The following is a 15,719-nucleotide window of genomic DNA, read 5'->3' on the forward strand; positions in this document are numbered from 1 at the left end:
ACGTATGGAGAGTGAGCATTGGCTAATGAAGTTAAAGCCTCCCGGATTTTTGCCATTGCTGATATTCGCTTTTTATTTTTTCACGAGGTATTGATCATGAAGCCAAAAGAATATAAACCCCAAACCTTTAGCTCATTCCGATGAAGGCTATTGGAATAATAAGGCACTCCCCGAATAAAAGGGTCAATAGAGAGGAGTTTGAAGAGCTTTTGAGGAGTGCCGGCTACGAGATTCTCGCAATAGTTGAACAGGTTAGAGAGGAGCATCCAAAATACAACATCGGTCCTGGAAAGCTCCAAGAGGTAAAGGAGCTGATAAAAGAGCTCAATCCGGATAGGGTAATATTTGCAAATCCTCTGACACCTTCCCAGTCATTCAACATAACTAAAGAGCTTAGAATTGATGTAATTGACAAATGGCAGCTCGTTCTTGAGATATTCGAGAAGAGAGCACACTCAAAGGAGGCCAAGCTCCAGGTCGAGCTTGCAAACCTCCAATACGAGCTGCCCCTCGTAAAGGAAGCAATTAGGAGAATCAAGCTCGGAGATAGGGCAGGTTTTAAAGGTATGGGTGAATACCAGACGCAGCAGTATCTGAAGCACATTCGTTATAGAATGGGCAAAATAAGGAAAGAGCTGGAAAAGGTTAAGGCAGACAGAGAGGTAAAAAGGAAGAGAAGGGAAGAAGTGGGTTTTATTCTTGTTGCCTTGGCTGGCTACACCAACGCCGGAAAGTCCACCCTCTTAAATGCCCTCGCAGATGAAAACATAGAAGCAAAGACGCAGATGTTCACCACCCTCGACACGACCACAAGGAGGTTTACAATAAACGGAAAAAGAGCGCTAGTGACGGATACCGTTGGATTTATAGATGACCTCCCTCCGTTTATAGTTGAAGCGTTCCACTCTACATTAGAAGAGATAGTGAGAGCTGACATTGTCCTTCTCGTTTTGGATTCGAGCGAACCCTGGAAAGAGATAAAGAGGAAGTTCCTAGCATCTATAGAGGTCTTAAAGGAGCTTAAAGCCCTCGACAAGCCCATTTTGGTTGTCCTAAACAAGAAAGACCTCACGAGCGAGGAAGACATCTCAGACAAAAAGAGAGCAATTGAGGAGCTAGTCAACAGGAAGGGAATAACCATAAGCGGGATAGTTTCCGTGTCTGCAAAAGAAAGAGATTTGGAGGAGCTCTACAGCGCTCTTGAGAACTTGATGTTCACGCTTCCAAAATACAAGCTCTTTGAAATCCTTGTTAGGGAAAAAGAGAAAGTGCCCAAAGTGATGGCACTAATAAACTCCATTGGCGAGGTAATTGACGTAAAATACGGCGAGACAACGAGGATCTCAGCTTACATTCAGGTTGGAATGATAAAAAGCCTGACAAAAATGGGGATAGAGCTGAGGCATCCGAGCTGATTACTCTATTGGCACTCCATCTTTTGTTCTCGGAGCTAGCCACTTCATAAGCCTTTGCGGGTCTTTTGTCCTTATTGTTATCGTTATTGGGCCGAGAGGGGACTCTTCGTTAAAGTTGACCTTGCCAACGTATGCGACCTGCTTGTGCACCTTGATTATTATCTCTTCTCCGAAGTACCCTTCCTCCAGCATTGCCCTCGCTGTATCGAGAATCTGCTGCCCTCTAAAGAGCTCATATAGTCTTTGAAGTGCTCTCTTGTCCCTTGTCCTTCCGACTAAAATGATGTACTCTCCTTTGTCAAATGCCTCGAACTCGAGAGGTGAGACTAAGTTAAGCATAGCCCTCTTAACCTTCTCTATGTCCTCAGTGGGGTAAACGTAAGCTTCAACTTCAACTTCCTCAAACATCCTCATCACCTGTGATACTTAAGTGTGGGGTTTTTGAAGTTTTCCACCCTATTCACCGAAACCATTTTATCTATAATGAAAGCCATTTAACTTTGGTGAAATACATGGGAAGAATTGAAAGCATAAAGAAATATCTGGAGGAGAACGAGGTCGATGCCGCTTTAATAACAAGCGCCCCAAATCTCTTCTATTTCACAAACACCGCACCGCTCGTGGGTGGATACCTCGTGGTAACCCCAGAAGAAGAAACCCTACTTGTCCCAGAGCTTGAGTATGAGCAGGCAAAAGAAGAAGCCAGCGTTAGCGTTGAGAAGTTCAAAAAGATGGACGAGCTATACGAGTACCTTAAGCGCTTTAAATCACTCGCAGTTGAAGGCACAATGAGCTTATCCTTCAACAACACCCTAAAGGAGAAAGCAGGCATCAAGGAGTTTAAGCTCTTAGATGATGTAATAAAGGAGCTCAGAATGGTAAAAAGCGAAGAGGAAATAAAGATAATCGAAGATGCATGCAGATTAGCAGATATAGGCGTAATGACGGCCATAGAAGAGATAAGCGAAGGAAAGCGGGAGAGAGAAGTTGCAACCAAGGTTGAATACGTAATGAAAATGGAAGGCGCTGAAAAGCCAGCCTTTGACACTATAATCGCAAGCGGCTATCGCTCTGCCCTGCCGCACGGAGTTGCGAGCGACAAGAGAATAGAAAAAGGCGACCTCGTGGTCATGGATTTAGGAGCCCTTTACAGGCACTACAACTCTGACATAACGAGGACAATAGTAGTGGGAAGCCCAAACGAGAAGCAGAAGGAAATTTACGAAATAGTCCTTGAGGCACAGAAAAAGGCCGTTGAAGCTGCAAGGCCTGGAATGACTGCAAAAGAGCTCGATAGCGTTGCAAGAAAGATAATAGAGGAGTACGGCTATGGCGACAAGTTCATCCACTCACTCGGACACGGAGTAGGGCTTCAGGTTCACGAGTGGCCAAGGGTCTCTCAGTACGATGAGACGGTGTTAAAAGAGGGTATGGTAGTAACCATAGAGCCGGGCATCTACATTCCAAAGTTCGGCGGCGTCAGAATTGAAGATACCATAGTTATCACAAAGAATGGTGCGAAAAGGTTAACAAAGACCGATAGAGAGCTTATTTGACTTTTCTACCGCTTTAAATTCTTTTCTTCTCTCTTGAATTTCAAATAAACTCAATCCACTACTTCGCCCAGAAAGTACGTTGAAGTTGCTTTCGTGACTTTTACCTTCATGAACTCTCCAACTGGGGCTTCTGGTAAGATTATATCCTTATAGTTCATAGTTCTGCCTTCTATTCCTCCTTTCTTCCCCTCGCCGTGTGTCAACACTTCTACCTCTCTGCCCACATATCTCTGGTTTATCTCATAGCTTATTGAAAGCCTGAGCCTGTGTAAATAGCGGGAGCGTTCCTTTACCTTCCATCCTACTATCTGGTCTTTCATCCTTGCCGCTACCGTTCCAGGTCTCGGTGAGAAGCGTGAAACGTTTATCTTATCCGGCTTAATCCTCCTTATGAGCTCCACCGTGTTTTGAAATGCCTCCTCGCTTTCTCCAGGAAAGCCAACGATTATGTCGGTGTTGAGGTTAAGGTCTTTGATATGCCTTCTAAACTCTCTAACTATCTCTTCAAACTCCTCAACCGTGTAGGTTCTCCCCATTCTCCTCAGGATCTCGTTATCTCCGCTCTGCACCGGCAGATGCAGGAACTTGTAGATTTTTTCATCCTTGTAGGCATCTATCAGCTCGTCGAGTATTTTGATAGCATTGTTGGGGTTCATCATGCCGACTCTTATCCTAAACTCGCCCTCTATGGACGTGAGCTCATCCAAAAGCCTTGCTAAGTTAGTACCTATGTCAAACCCATAACAGCCAGTGTCTTCGCTTGAGAGCTGGATCTCCTTGTATCCCCTGGCTACGGCTTCCTTCACCCACTTCACAACAAGCTCAGGCTTGTAGCTCTTCAAAACTCCCCTTGCTAATTTTGTGGCACAGTAAGTGCACGCGTTCAGACAGCCCTCGCTTATGGGAACTACGAAAACAACCCCTCCTTTCCACACCCTCGGAAGCTCAAGCTTGTCAATGCTTCTCTCTTTCCACCCTTCAACGCTGATTAGCTTTTCTCCTCTTTCGGCGAGTTCAATCGCTTCGGCAATTCTATCTATGCTTTTGACACCGAGAACAGCAGAGACTCTCTCATCTATTGCTTTAAGATTCACGTGGGGCAAGCAGCCGGTAACTATTACCTTTTTTCCGCTGTCCAAGAGCTCTTTAATCCTTCTCGTCATGTGCTTTTCCGTTGGGTCTTTAACGGCGCAGGTATTCACGATGATATAGTCTGCGCTATCCAAGTCAGTTATCTCATACCCCGCCTTAAGGAGCAGGGCTTCCATTATCTCAGCGTCTGCCTTGTTCCTTGTACATCCATAGGTTTCTATGTGGACCCTCATCGCACTCAAAATATCTCGAAGCCTTTAAAAAGATATGGTAGCAAGGAGAAGTATTTAAACACCGAAGAAGAACATGAAGTGATGCAGCATGAAAGTATGCATAGTCTATGACTCCAAGCACGGGACAACGGAAAAGGTGGCGGAGGCAATAAGAGAAGCCATTGAGAAGTACGCCAGCGTAGAAGTCAAAAGGGCAAGCAATGTAGAAACCCTTAAAGACTGCGAGCTCATTATTATCGGAACCCCAATTTACTACGAGAGACCTCTAAAAAGCGTCCTTGAGTTTCTGGAGAAGCACTCTGCTGAGCTTGAAGACAAAAAGACGGCAGTTTTCATCGTTTGCTTTGCAGTTGCATTTGGAAGTCTTGTTAGATGGCACATTCAAAATCATTACATAAAACCCCTAGTTGAGAAAATTCCCGGAGAAATCATTGGTACCCTCGTGCTTAAAGGTGGGATTGGAAGTGTAAGCGAAGGCGAAATAGAGAAAGCAAAGAGATGGGCTATAAAGCTTCTAGATTTTTGATCTTCTGTCTAGGAGCCATAAGATAAACCCTATCACGCCAATAAACGCGATGATTCCGAGCATTGTTACCAAGAGGTTAGTATACACTATGAGAATTCTCGTAAGGATTATCAAAAAGATCCCCGCAATGACAAAGCCCAGGATTAGAAAGAGAGTTCCAAATTCTTCTAAGATTCTTCTAAGAGCTCTCATTTCCTCACCTCCTTTGCGGGCTGGAAGCTTCTCCCTTTACGAGAGGGCAAGTGTATATACATTTTCTTCTCATTTTTTGATTTAAAATTTTTCCAAAAATGCTTATACAGATGAAAAGTCTTAAAGATTACTAGGTGATCACATGAATATTATGGATGAGTTATCCAGAGGAAAGGCAAAAAATCAAAAATCCATTTCAGAACTTATCTCTCTTAAAGGTAAAAGGAGCCTCATAACTGGTGCCGCCTCAGGAATAGGGAGAGCCACAGCCATTCGCTTTGCAGAAGCTGGTTCTGATTTGATTCTTATTGATATCAATGAGCCGGAGCTTGAAAAAACAAAGAGTCTTGTGGGAAAATTTGGTGTTGATGTAGAAACATACCAAGTAGACTTATCCAAAAAGGTTGAAATAGACACCCTGTGGAAAACCTTAGAGGGGAGAGACCCAGATATACTTGTTAACAACGCTGGAGTTTACTGGTTTAAGGACTTCACGGACATAGACGAGACATTTTATGAAAAAACGATGGCAATAAATCTACATGCAGTCTTCTGGATGTGTCAGCACTTCGTAAAGGCTAGGAAGGATAGAGGAGGCATTATCATAAACGTAAGCTCGATAGAAGCATTCCTTCCATTTGCAAAAGGGCTTGTGCATTACGATGTTGCAAAACTCGGCGTCGTAGCCCTAACGAGGGCAATAGCAAGAGAGTACGGAAAGAAGATAAGAGCCAATGTTATAGTGCCTGGAGGAATAGAAACGGAAGGAGTGAAAAAGCTCAAAAAAGAGGCAATAATGGGCCTAGACGCAGGGAAAATAGGTCTATCTTTTCACTTCAATGCCCGCCTTCCAATGGGCCGCTTTGGAGACGCTGATGAAGTTGCAAAAGTTATGCTCTTCCTTGCGAGCGACCTAGCGAGCTACGTTAACGGTGCTATAATTCCGGTAGATGGTGGCTTTCTCTCAACTTAGGCTAAATGGAACTTCTACCTTTTCTCCTTTCTCAATTTTGTGCAGTTCTTTTCTATAGGCTTCCAACGGTCTGTCTTCCTTTTTTAAGAAGCGGGCAAATGTTAAGGGTTCTTTTTCGAGCTGGGCAAAAAATTCGGGGTATCTCTTGTCCCTAATTAGGTGATGATCCAAGATAATCTCGGCGTTTGTTTCTTTTATTATCTCATTGAGATTTTTGAGACCCGTTTTCCAGGCTTCCTTGACTCTATAGCCTTCGAGGTACGTCGGAGGGCCGCCGGTGATTAATACATCAGGCATCTGCTTGATTATCCAATCCTTTGAGGCTTTGTTTAAAAGCTGAATGTCGCTTGCATGGATTACTCTTTTTCTTCCATCATCAACCATGACCATCACAACAAAGCCGAGTTTCGAGCCTTCGCTTCCATGGGGGACAGCCGGAGAGAACTCAATTATGAAGTCTCCAAAGTCAAAGAACTTTCCGTCGGCATATTCAATTTTCTTCGCTATTTTTTCTGCCTCTTTAAGGAACGCCTGTGCTCTTTTTCTCTGGCTAAAGTTTATGTTTTCTGTGGGGTGCTTTATAAGAAGGATTTTCCCGCTGTAAAGTTCCTTCGCTTTTTCAGAAGAAGAGCTTTCGTAAATACCCTCAAAGAACGGAGTGTGGTGATCGTAATGGTAATGGGAAATCGTTATTATCTGGGCTTTTTTTGAATACTGCTGTATTTTTTCTCTTGCTTTTTGCAGGGCTTCAAGCTCTGCCTTGGCAGGGGGTAGGGAATAGCGCTTTGGACCCAACGCTACCCCTGGATCGATAAGAATTCCTATCTTTCCAATCTGCAAAAACGTTGCAAGGCTCCTAACGCCTAAGCTTTCCGATGCAAGCGGGACGAGCTTCATAGAGCCACCTTAAGTTTTAGGCTTCCGAGCCTCTTAAACTTAACTTTGGAAGTTATAACTTAAAAGTTCTAACTTCTAACTGAAAAGTCTTCTTAGAATTGCAAGCTGGCGTTTGTCCCAAGCTTCTTCGTCAATGACTACAAGGAGCACTCCCATATTTACCACTGCAAAATCCTTCAATGATGCCAAAAATTTCGCAATAGACTCAAAACCGTTGTACATCACCAAATACTCTGGACAGTCTATTACCACGACACCCCTAACGCCCTTTTCTTTTGCCTCTTTAAAATACTCGTTTACAAGATGAGTTATGTATGCGAGGTTTGTTGGGGAAATCCGGCCTTCTCGCTCTTCAGTGCTCAAATAGTAAACCCTCCATTTTTCTGGCACATTTAAACTTCTAACAAACGCCAGCGCGGGGTAATCCTTGAATTCCTTCTTTACCTGCTCATACTCTTCCGGAGTTATAACCTTGGCACCAGGCTCTAAAACGACTTTTACTTCAACTGGTTCCTCAAAGAACAAGAACTCTCTGGAAGTTACAAGCTTTATCATGAAAAACGCCATGCCTACAGAGAGTACAGTACCAATGAGTATCCATGCGAAGTGAAGGCGAAGTATCCACACAAAAGGACAGTGTGAAAAACTCATTCTTACTAGATAGAGAAGAACGAAGATACCAAATGCAATTGTCAAGATGCCGAGGTAAAAGCTATTTCTTTGTTTTTTGCCCATCGCCAATAAAACAAAGCCAGAAAATAGAAAGAAGATTCCAGAAAGAATAACAGAGGGGACTTCAACTGAGGAAAAACTATACGGAAGGTCTAAACGAACTAGGAGCATACTGTAGAGGGCAAACAGGGGAGGAATAACTCCTATCAGCTCCGGTTTTATTGACGTTCTGAAGTCTCCGTGCTCCTTGAAGTATACCAAAGCTCCGTATATCAGAGTTCCTGAGAAGAAAGAGTAAAAAATTGCGACCCTTTCCTTATTCCCTGTATAAAACGCTACCTGCATTAGTATGAAAAACATCCAAGCAGCTGACCAGAAAAAGAGGGCTTTTATCTTGTACTTTAGGTAAGTGTAAACAAGTACCCCAAAAGTTCCGGTAGCTACGAATAAACTAAAAAGATATATGAACAATGTCAAATACTCCTCGTTCATGCAACCACACCTACATCACACTCCTCTAGTATTTAAGTATAACGCAAATAAATTTAAAGTTCTCATAGTAGAGAGGAAAAAGATTTTTAATCCCCTTTTTCATGGATATTATCGATATTATCGAGGGCCCGTAGCTTAGCCTGGATAGAGCGTCGCCCTCCGGAGGCGAAGGTCGCGGGTTCAAATCCCGCCGGGCCCGCCATTTCGAACTTTTCTTATTGTGTTTGCTTTTTAAAGGCCCTAAACTTATTTTTTGCAGGCAAAACGGTTTTGTTATAAGAATGGTGGTAAAAATGGAAGAGAAGGAAGGAAGCAGTTAGAACTTTAGAAATGTCTAAGAAAGTTCTGTATGAATCCGGATATCCCGGATAACAGATGGGAAATTCTCAATAAAATAGATTGTGTAAGTCTTCCCAAGACCTTTCCTTTTCTTTTGACTGTTTTTTATCAGGCTTGGTGGATTCTTTGGTATTTTCTATATGTTTTCTGATACTTTCTATATGCTCTTGCAGGATTTTTGGGAGTTCAGGGACATAGCAACCAAAACTTTCATCTCTTGCAACTATTATGGGAATATTTTCGAGGAATCCCCTACTCTCCCTCTTGTCCAAACTATAATCTTCTTTCCTGCTGAAAAGTCCTTTATTCTCTCTACTGCTTCCTCGAGAGAGTGCCTATGCTCAACTTCTATTAGTATCGTCCTAAAAGCTATTTCTTCTGCACTTTTTCTAACAAAGAATGTATGCAGAGGCATTCCCATACAATCAGTATAATATATGCCCACTACATCCAGCCTCGTTTGAAACTCGGGGTTGTGTAAACTTATCCATGGGCTCTCTTTTCCGAGAAAAGCATTTGCCATATTAAATTTGAACTTTTCGATGCTATTTAGTGTTTTACTAATCCAAGCTTCCGTTTTAACAATATATCCCCAGTTTATAAGTGCATTCACTACAACATTCACAACTTCTCCATGAGAGCATCCTGAGGAATTGTTCCACCCCTCATTTTTAGAGTATGAAGATATATTTAAACATCCAACATCCATTGAAGATATTATCTAGTGGTGAGATAATGTATCTAGACCTCCCTAGAATTCTGATCGGGAGTGTCCTCACGATACTTGGGTTGTCCCTCATTAGGAGGGCATTTGATCACTACAAAAACACTCGAGGGTCAGGGAAAAAGACTAGCTAAAAACTTTCTAATTTCCGTTTCCCTTTTTACCGCGGGCTCAATCGGGACTGTAATAGACTCTCTAACCAAAGCTCCTTTATGGTTTATCATGGGGGTTTTCTACCCTCTCTCTTACCTGCTTTTGGTCTCTTCAGTTGGAGTTTACCTCAGAGCTTTGAGTTCTCAAGAAGCGAGACCAAGACAACGCCATGAAAAAACTCCAACTTTACCAGTAACTGGAGCATACGCGTTTAAAAAGCCAGCAAGCCCCAAGACATTAGCATTTCTGTCAGAGATTTCAAGCGGACTGCTTGTGGTGAGCAGAATGAGAAAAGAGTTTTGGATGGAGAAATACCACTTAGAGCCAGATGAATTCATATGGCTAAGCAGAGTGGAGGAAAAAGATGCCGTAGACCCTACAAAACTCCACGTGCTTCAAGATAAAATTATCAGGTTTTTGAAGGAGAATGGCGGGAAGGCAGTTGTATATTTTGAGGGTGCTGAATACCTCATCCTTTACAATGATTTTCCCTCGGTTGCAAAGTTTTTGTTCTCGCTAAAAGATCACGTGACTTTTAATGAGTCATTGCTTATTTTGTACTTCCCGTTGAATGTTTTAGACAGGGTTCAAGAAAGTATGCTCTTGAGAGAGTTCGAGGAGAAAGAAGAGGAAGAGCTCCTCAGGGAAATTTCCCAAAAAATAGTTGCGCGGGCAGTAGAGGGAGAAACTCATGCCAGTGCCTCATGGGATATAAGATCATGAGTTTTGGCATAACATTTAATTTTTGAAAATGATTGGGCTCGGGCTCTTTGAGTGGTGGCTTTAAAAATGGGGCAGAGGCCCAATTTTCCATTTTTCCTGTAATCGTTTCCTTTTATTTAGTATTTTCCCATTAGTATGGTTAACGTGCAATAATAAAACTTTTTTAACTTTAAGGACAAAAATTCTATTTGGTGGGTTGATTATGAAAGTTGTAAAGACTGGATGGGAGGATATAGATGAGGCTTTGGGTGGTGGGATTATTGAGAGAGGAAGTTTGTTAATAGCGTATGACAAGAGGTCGTTAGGCTGGATACTAGGCTTGAAGATACTTAAAACTCTGATGGAAAAGGGTGCGATTGGAGTTATTCTCAACACAGCAATGCCAGTCTCCAAGCTTGAATTAAGGACAAGGTGTGCGGGCCTTGATCTTCATAAGCTTGGAGAGGAAGGGAAACTTTATGTGGTTGACCTTTTTGGCTCTAAGTACGAGGTTCCCTCTAAAAAACCGTACATCCTTCAAATACCAGAGTGGAGTGATGAAACAGCCATTGCGAAATTGATCGATTTGTATAATGAGTTAAGCTCTAAAATTCCTAAGGACGTGTTAGTTGTGGCTCTTTTAGCTACCATTGAGGGAACTTACTATGAGTTTGGAGAGGATATGATGCACAAGCTAATTAGAGTATCAATTGCAGCCTTGGAAAAAGAGCCTTTAAATGCTTTCAGATTTATTACAGTTTCACTCGTGAACATGAGTGCTGTTCCAGAGCATATTACTGCTTGGCTCTTCACTCTGAGCGATCAAGTTATAGAATTTGTTTCTCATATAAGCCCCTCAGGTTTAGAAGAGACTATTTTAGTGCCTAAGTCTGTGATTCCAGAGTTTATGCCACGTCATTACAAAATAAGAGTATCAAAAGAGCACTTTATTAAACTCTTTTAATGCTTCTTTTTCTTCAGGATGCCAAAATTAAAGAGAATACAAGAATAAGTCATTGATGATGCAAAGTTTCTTAATCTCAACTGTAACGCCTTCGATTAGTTTTTTTCGTCCATCGTATTCTGTGCTTTTGAGCGCCGAAACCTTAATATCATTTCGAGTAAAAAGAAAGTAAAGCTCAGCCGCTAACAACTTTCACTATTTCCATTCTTCTCCACTATGATTGTGATTGTAGGGAATACGCCCTCTGAAGGGGGTACATCTAACAAGATATAGCAAAGTCTTAACTTTAGTAATTCTATGAATTTTCAAAAATTATATCATTTTTTGAATATTCTATAACACCTACCCGTGAAAATTGTACATTCTCCAACATAGAGTTTAAATATTCGTAAAGTATTTAAGGAAAAATGACAAAAAACTGGGTGGTGAGTCATATGAAAGATAATTCTCATAGAATTTGGGACTCATTGAAGTGGGGAGAGACGGTATTGATAGAATATGATTCAGTGACGAGTCCAGCTTTGCTGTTTTATTCCTTGATAAACTGGGCGAGAGAAAAAGGACACGAGATCGTAGTGGACGACATTCTGGACAGTTTTTACTTGTACAAGAGGCATTTAGAGTTGGCTGGCCTCGATACAAGCATTCTGGGCAATATTACAGTTATCAAAATTGGTGGCAGGCTCAGTGTTGGCCAAGTTATCGGACGTATTGGTATTAAAGAGCCTACAGTTCAGAGCAGTGAGTACAAAAAGATCGTTGACTCCCTGTCAGCTGAAACAATAATTAACCCGATTTTGGGGTTTGAAAAGTTGCTGTTCATGTCTGAATCCAAAGAAGAAGTTTTAAGTATGACAAATACTATTTTGTCTTTCAGTGAATCTGCTAGGACAGCACTCTACTTCGTTAATGTTAATTTGATTAAGGAGACCACTAGCGGGGCTTTACCATTGCTTGAAGAGATTGCGACTACTGTGATTAGAATGCACAAGAGAGAAAGAAAGACTTTCTTTAATGTTGTGAAGTCTGTGAACAATGAGATTGACGGAGTAGAAGTGGAGATTTAACTTCCAAGCCTCAACGGGCTTCTTTTTCATTTCTTTTTTCTTAAAAGAGCTTTTTGCATTAAAGGGTATACATTATAACCCAATCCAAATCCAATAAATAGCATGCCAACAAGTTTATTACTATTTAAGAGAGCAATTCCCACTACAACCAGACCAGCTCCCAATGTATCGAAACCGGTTCTTGATGTATTGTCTTGAATTTTCATTCTTCAAAAAACCCCTTTCCAATTAATACTCCTACCACAATACCCATAAGAGATAATATTAATGGGCCAACATCTCCTCTGGATAGCAATATTCCAATTACCGGGAACGTAGAAACAATACCAATAAAAGCTTTTCTTGGAATTGTTATGAACTCTTTTGATTTTTTATTTATTTCTTTGGTCATATATACAGTTTCAACATTTTTCAAAACTCATCTTTGTATCTCCTTAAATTTATCTCCATTAGAGAACAGAACAGCGTATTATTGGGGTATTCAGTTCCGCGCTCTAATTGGAGTTTTCTTCGCATTCGTTCTAATCTTCTTTGCTTTATAAATGTTTGCACATGCGGAAGCCCTTTTATTTCTCAGTATGGGCAGACTCCCAAATAAAGAAAATTGAAAAAAGCTCATCCTGCCTCGGCTTCTCCCTCGACTCTTGCAAATCCAAGTTTGTGAGTTATGTAGAGGACGATGGGCAGCACTATGAACGCCATTAGGTCGCCAGTGTCTCCAGCAAGACCAAGAACGCTCACGAAGTCTCCAACTCCTAAGAGATAAACTACCAAGGGCGGGACTACCGTTATTACCCACGCTAGCTTTCTGTCCATGCCAAGGTATTCCTCCATGTTGCTCAACTGTGCAAGGCCCAGTCCAATGTAGCTTGTGGTTATTGCAAAGAGAGGGATGAGGTTACCGATAAGGAAACCCCTCCTCCCGAAGAGGCTTTCGAGGGCCTGTGTGGCTATCTGGGGTGTCTCCTTTCCAAAGACGAGCAGAAATGATGCCATGAACAGGGCGTAGATAGCGGTTGGTATAATGAAAGCCCATGTGAGGAGCTTCTTGGTCTCTTCATAACTACCAAGACCCTTGTACACGTCAGGAATAACTGAGTGGCAGCCGAGGGCAAATATGGAAACTCCCACAATCTTCCAGAGGGAGGAAATGCTTGAGTACATGGCATTCTCAAGTTTGCCCTTTGGAAGGAGCATTACTCCAACGGCCATAAAAAGGACGAGCATTGCAAGGCTCATGGCGAGTTCGCTTTTTCCGCTAACTTCGAGACCCAGGTATATCACGAGGGACGCGAAGGCCCAGAAGACAAGGGCACCGACCTTGGGGCTCACTCCAAAGAGAGACGCGAACACGTCTCCCATTCCCGCTATATACGCGAGGAGCGCTCCAAAGCTCATGAAGACTAGGCTAAAGAGCATCACTAAACCGCCACCGCGTCCGAGCATTTTTCTTGCCACTGTGCTCAGCTGAGCACCGCCCATTTTTGCAGAGAAGTAAAGAACTATCCTAGCTGTGAAGAGCATAAGGAGCATTATTCCAATGAGTACAAGAATCGATAGGATTAGACCGACTTCCTTGGCTGCGTAGGGTAATCCGAGAACACCGGCACCTATTTGAGTTCCGATTAAAACTGCGAGGGCTTCACTCCTTTTCATACGATCACCTCCAGCACTATGAAAGCTTTTCGGAGCTAATAACCCTTTTCCTGCGAAAAAAACTGGCTTGAAAGCTCTATAGGGTGCCAAAATGGACGACAGTGGGGAGAACTGGACAGCAAGAGGCAGAAGAGTATGAAAAAATTTTCAAAAAATAACCCAATTGACCGAATGAATACATAGGTAAATACATAGGCACGTGGAAGATGTGGTGGCGTTAAATCCCCTTTTGTCGGCTGAGGTTCTTGTGGTTAGGAGAGATATTTAATCAAACACTTTTCTTGCTCAGCCTTAGTGAAAGAAAACTGCAGCTCTTCAAAAGAAATTTAAGAGAAGAAATGAACTATAAGTGGTGGCTGAAATGAGAAAGATACTGCCCATATTATTTATAGGACTATTGGTTTTCGCGGCTGGGTGCACCCAAACTTCTACCACAACTACCACTACAACCACTCAAGAAGGAATTGATTTCAGATCCTACAACAGAGGGGAAATAATCCAAAAATGGGCGGAAATATTCAACACCGAAACCATATATGTAAGCGAAGGCTATGAAGAGCTCGCGAAACATTATTTTCCAAATGCCCTGATAAAGCCCAAAGATAAGTTTGAAAGCGGCATAGCGATACTATCTCCAGAAGATGCAAGGGAGCTTCTTAGAGGAAAGCCCATCCTCACAACTCCGAGGGAGTATTTTGGGTACGTAATTTACAAGTCCGGGATTAAATTCGTGGGTGCTGAGATGGGAGCGATAGTGGCATACAAAGAAAACGGCAAAGATAGGCTTATTTTCACGGGAAACGGAAAATCGGGAATAGGCGCAGCCTTGGAGTTTGCAAAAGAGTTAAAAGATGGCAGAAAACTGAACTCATCTTTTGTATTGAGAAGAGGAGACTTTGAGGGAATAGTCGTTAAGGTAATAGGGGATAACGACTGGGATGGAGTAAAAGACAGCGATGAATACTGGCTTCTAAAGGAAGTATACGTAGAAGAGCCCTTTATCTACAATTGGAGGGTTGTTAAGGGAGAGAACATAACCGTAAGCGGAGGCTTCATAAGGCTTGTAAACGGCTCAAAGGTGTATATAAGGGCTCTGAGCTTTAATGTAAGCGTTGAAGTTAAAGGCTCAAAAGATGCCCAAATAACCTACGTAGTTGAAAACATAAACCCCCAGTTTGTGGAATATCCGGATAATGCTAAAGTAGGGGATACATGGATAGAACTTACCACAAACGATGACTTCTCGATAACTCCAAAAGAAGTTGAAAGCTTTAGCTTCTTGGCATTTGGAGACCACAGACCTGGAAGTGGAACAAAGCAGCCAGATGTTTTCTTCAAGATAAGGGATCTTATGAACGGTGATGAGGGGGCGTTTATAATTGACACTGGGGATTTGGTTTATTCGGGAAAAGTCGAAGAGTGGGCAGAGCTGTTAAAGGAATGGAAGTTTAATAAGCCCGTATTCGTTATTCCGGGAAACCACGAGTACCGCGGAGAGGGTAAAAACATCTACCACAAGTTCTTTGGGCCAACGGATTACTCATTTGCTCTTGGGAGGTATTATTTCATCTTTGCCAACAACGTTGAAAACGACTACAGGCTTACCTCATCTCAATGGGCCTGGCTCGAGGAAGAGCTTAAAAAAGCCAAAGCACTTGGCAAAAGACCAGTTATAGTCATGCACACTCCTCCAATAGACCCTAGACCCGAAGGAGACCACGCCATGAACCCAACGGATGGCAAAAAACTCTTAGAGCTCATGAAAGAATACAACGCCTTTGGAATCTTTGGACACATCCACATATACTGGTACGGAGAGAAAGAAGGGGTGGAGATGGTAATAACCGGCGGTGGAGGAGCTCCACTGTATGCAAAGCCCGATGAAGGAGGTTTCTACCATTACGTAAAGATAGTTGCTGGAGACACTCTCTCTGTAGAGCCTATAAAAGTTGAATAGGGCTTTTCTTTTTCCTATTCCTATATATTCTATATAGTTCACAGTATTGAACTATATTCTATTGCGGCAAAGTATTTATAACATGCTATTTAGCTTGCATCGGTGATGA

The 15,719-nt window shown here is 42.3% G+C and carries 18 protein-coding genes and 1 tRNA gene; 9 read left to right on the forward strand and 10 right to left on the reverse strand.

Annotation, left to right across the window (positions count from 1 at the left end; all coding sequences use genetic code 11):
- The first annotated feature begins 140 nt into the window (after positions 1–140).
- On the forward strand, positions 141–1,415 hold the full coding sequence (hflX, locus tag NF865_RS07355) for a GTPase HflX (protein ID WP_253304105.1): 1,275 nt from the start codon (positions 141–143) through the stop codon (positions 1,413–1,415).
- Here hflX and NF865_RS07360 read toward each other — a convergent pair whose 3' ends face one another.
- A complete protein-coding gene (locus tag NF865_RS07360) occupies positions 1,416–1,823 on the reverse strand; it encodes an RNA-binding domain-containing protein (RefSeq protein ID WP_253305614.1) in 408 nt (135 codons plus the stop codon).
- Positions 1,824–1,927: 104 nt separating this feature from the next.
- Between NF865_RS07360 and pepQ the strand changes: the two genes are divergently transcribed.
- A complete protein-coding gene (gene pepQ / locus NF865_RS07365; RefSeq protein ID WP_253305615.1) occupies positions 1,928–2,971 on the forward strand; it encodes a Xaa-Pro dipeptidase PepQ in 1,044 nt (347 codons plus the stop codon).
- A 50-nt stretch (positions 2,972–3,021) separates the two neighbouring features.
- Here pepQ and NF865_RS07370 read toward each other — a convergent pair whose 3' ends face one another.
- Positions 3,022–4,296 (reverse strand): tRNA (N(6)-L-threonylcarbamoyladenosine(37)-C(2))-methylthiotransferase, encoded by a 1,275-nt coding sequence (locus tag NF865_RS07370; RefSeq protein ID WP_253304106.1) that lies wholly within the window; start codon positions 4,294–4,296, stop codon positions 3,022–3,024.
- An 88-nt stretch (positions 4,297–4,384) separates the two neighbouring features.
- On the opposite strand from NF865_RS07370, the gene NF865_RS07375 reads away from it, so the two are divergent.
- Positions 4,385–4,822 (forward strand): flavodoxin domain-containing protein, encoded by a 438-nt coding sequence (locus tag NF865_RS07375; RefSeq protein ID WP_253304107.1) that lies wholly within the window; start codon positions 4,385–4,387, stop codon positions 4,820–4,822.
- Here the strand turns inward: NF865_RS07375 and NF865_RS07380 are convergent.
- Positions 4,811–5,014, reverse strand: a complete 204-nt coding sequence (locus NF865_RS07380; protein ID WP_253304108.1) for a hypothetical protein — start codon at positions 5,012–5,014, stop codon at positions 4,811–4,813. The two genes, NF865_RS07375 and NF865_RS07380, sit on opposite strands and share 12 nt — an antisense overlap.
- Before the next feature lie 142 nt (positions 5,015–5,156).
- Between NF865_RS07380 and NF865_RS07385 the strand changes: the two genes are divergently transcribed.
- Entirely contained in the window at positions 5,157–5,987 is an 831-nt protein-coding gene (locus NF865_RS07385) for an SDR family NAD(P)-dependent oxidoreductase (RefSeq protein ID WP_253304109.1), read from the forward strand.
- On the opposite strand, the gene NF865_RS07390 is transcribed toward NF865_RS07385, so the two are convergent.
- Both NF865_RS07390 and NF865_RS07395 read right to left on the reverse strand, forming a co-directional pair.
- Positions 5,979–6,884 (reverse strand): MBL fold metallo-hydrolase, encoded by a 906-nt coding sequence (locus NF865_RS07390; protein WP_253304110.1) that lies wholly within the window; start codon positions 6,882–6,884, stop codon positions 5,979–5,981. The two genes, NF865_RS07385 and NF865_RS07390, sit on opposite strands and share 9 nt — an antisense overlap.
- Before the next feature lie 75 nt (positions 6,885–6,959).
- Positions 6,960–8,048, reverse strand: coding sequence for a DUF835 domain-containing protein (locus NF865_RS07395; protein WP_253304111.1), 1,089 nt, complete (start codon positions 8,046–8,048; stop codon positions 6,960–6,962).
- A gap of 124 nt (positions 8,049–8,172) precedes the next feature.
- Here NF865_RS07395 and NF865_RS07400 point away from each other — a divergent pair.
- Positions 8,173–8,250: transfer RNA gene (locus NF865_RS07400), tRNA-Arg, on the forward strand.
- Between the two features lie 184 nt (positions 8,251–8,434).
- Here the strand turns inward: NF865_RS07400 and NF865_RS07405 are convergent.
- On the reverse strand, positions 8,435–8,659 hold the full coding sequence (locus NF865_RS07405; protein ID WP_253304112.1) for a hypothetical protein: 225 nt from the start codon (positions 8,657–8,659) through the stop codon (positions 8,435–8,437).
- Complete coding sequence (locus NF865_RS07410) at positions 8,614–9,096, reverse strand: hypothetical protein (RefSeq protein ID WP_253304113.1); 483 nt, start codon at positions 9,094–9,096, stop codon at positions 8,614–8,616. Before NF865_RS07410 ends, NF865_RS07405 begins: the two co-directional genes overlap by 46 nt.
- A 237-nt stretch (positions 9,097–9,333) precedes the next feature.
- Between NF865_RS07410 and NF865_RS07415 the strand changes: the two genes are divergently transcribed.
- The 3 genes from NF865_RS07415 (at position 9,334) to NF865_RS07425 (ending at position 11,997) form a co-directional block, all read left to right on the forward strand.
- On the forward strand, positions 9,334–9,987 hold the full coding sequence (locus NF865_RS07415) for a DUF835 domain-containing protein (protein ID WP_253304114.1): 654 nt from the start codon (positions 9,334–9,336) through the stop codon (positions 9,985–9,987).
- A 202-nt stretch (positions 9,988–10,189) separates the two neighbouring features.
- Positions 10,190–10,930 (forward strand): ATPase domain-containing protein, encoded by a 741-nt coding sequence (locus NF865_RS07420; protein WP_253304115.1) that lies wholly within the window; start codon positions 10,190–10,192, stop codon positions 10,928–10,930.
- Positions 10,931–11,364: 434 nt separating this feature from the next.
- Positions 11,365–11,997, forward strand: a complete 633-nt coding sequence (locus tag NF865_RS07425) for a DUF257 family protein (protein ID WP_253305616.1) — start codon at positions 11,365–11,367, stop codon at positions 11,995–11,997.
- Between the two features lie 26 nt (positions 11,998–12,023).
- Here the strand turns inward: NF865_RS07425 and NF865_RS07430 are convergent, their stop codons facing one another.
- From NF865_RS07430 to NF865_RS07440, 3 genes are all read right to left on the reverse strand, one after another.
- A complete protein-coding gene (locus tag NF865_RS07430; RefSeq protein ID WP_253304116.1) occupies positions 12,024–12,203 on the reverse strand; it encodes a hypothetical protein in 180 nt (59 codons plus the stop codon).
- Positions 12,200–12,412, reverse strand: coding sequence for a hypothetical protein (locus tag NF865_RS07435; RefSeq protein ID WP_253304117.1), 213 nt, complete (start codon positions 12,410–12,412; stop codon positions 12,200–12,202). Before NF865_RS07435 ends, NF865_RS07430 begins: the two co-directional genes overlap by 4 nt.
- A 200-nt stretch (positions 12,413–12,612) precedes the next feature.
- A complete protein-coding gene (locus tag NF865_RS07440) occupies positions 12,613–13,653 on the reverse strand; it encodes an aromatic amino acid transport family protein (protein ID WP_253304118.1) in 1,041 nt (346 codons plus the stop codon).
- Positions 13,654–14,014: 361 nt separating this feature from the next.
- Between NF865_RS07440 and NF865_RS07445 the strand changes: the two genes are divergently transcribed.
- Positions 14,015–15,610, forward strand: a complete 1,596-nt coding sequence (locus NF865_RS07445; RefSeq protein ID WP_253304119.1) for a metallophosphoesterase family protein — start codon at positions 14,015–14,017, stop codon at positions 15,608–15,610.
- The last annotated feature ends 109 nt before the right edge of the window (positions 15,611–15,719 follow it).

This window comes from Thermococcus aggregans, assembly GCF_024022995.1.
GTDB classification, from domain to species: Archaea; Methanobacteriota_B; Thermococci; order Thermococcales; family Thermococcaceae; genus Thermococcus_A; species Thermococcus_A aggregans.

Coding starts and splice junctions, on each gene's coding strand:
- hflX (WP_253304105.1), top strand. CDS start 141: ATGAAGGCTATTGGAATAATAAGGCACTCCCCGAATAAAAGGGTCAAT.
- NF865_RS07360 (WP_253305614.1), bottom strand. CDS start 1,823: ATGTTTGAGGAAGTTGAAGTTGAAGCTTACGTTTACCCCACTGAGGAC.
- pepQ (WP_253305615.1), top strand. CDS start 1,928: ATGGGAAGAATTGAAAGCATAAAGAAATATCTGGAGGAGAACGAGGTC.
- NF865_RS07370 (WP_253304106.1), bottom strand. CDS start 4,296: ATGAGGGTCCACATAGAAACCTATGGATGTACAAGGAACAAGGCAGAC.
- NF865_RS07375 (WP_253304107.1), top strand. CDS start 4,385: ATGAAAGTATGCATAGTCTATGACTCCAAGCACGGGACAACGGAAAAG.
- NF865_RS07380 (WP_253304108.1), bottom strand. CDS start 5,014: ATGAGAGCTCTTAGAAGAATCTTAGAAGAATTTGGAACTCTCTTTCTA.
- NF865_RS07385 (WP_253304109.1), top strand. CDS start 5,157: ATGAATATTATGGATGAGTTATCCAGAGGAAAGGCAAAAAATCAAAAA.
- NF865_RS07390 (WP_253304110.1), bottom strand. CDS start 6,884: ATGAAGCTCGTCCCGCTTGCATCGGAAAGCTTAGGCGTTAGGAGCCTT.
- NF865_RS07395 (WP_253304111.1), bottom strand. CDS start 8,048: ATGAACGAGGAGTATTTGACATTGTTCATATATCTTTTTAGTTTATTC.
- NF865_RS07410 (WP_253304113.1), bottom strand. CDS start 9,096: ATGGATGTTGGATGTTTAAATATATCTTCATACTCTAAAAATGAGGGG.
- NF865_RS07415 (WP_253304114.1), top strand. CDS start 9,334: ATGGGGGTTTTCTACCCTCTCTCTTACCTGCTTTTGGTCTCTTCAGTT.
- NF865_RS07420 (WP_253304115.1), top strand. CDS start 10,190: ATGAAAGTTGTAAAGACTGGATGGGAGGATATAGATGAGGCTTTGGGT.
- NF865_RS07425 (WP_253305616.1), top strand. CDS start 11,365: ATGAAAGATAATTCTCATAGAATTTGGGACTCATTGAAGTGGGGAGAG.
- NF865_RS07430 (WP_253304116.1), bottom strand. CDS start 12,203: ATGAAAATTCAAGACAATACATCAAGAACCGGTTTCGATACATTGGGA.
- NF865_RS07440 (WP_253304118.1), bottom strand. CDS start 13,653: ATGAAAAGGAGTGAAGCCCTCGCAGTTTTAATCGGAACTCAAATAGGT.
- NF865_RS07445 (WP_253304119.1), top strand. CDS start 14,015: ATGAGAAAGATACTGCCCATATTATTTATAGGACTATTGGTTTTCGCG.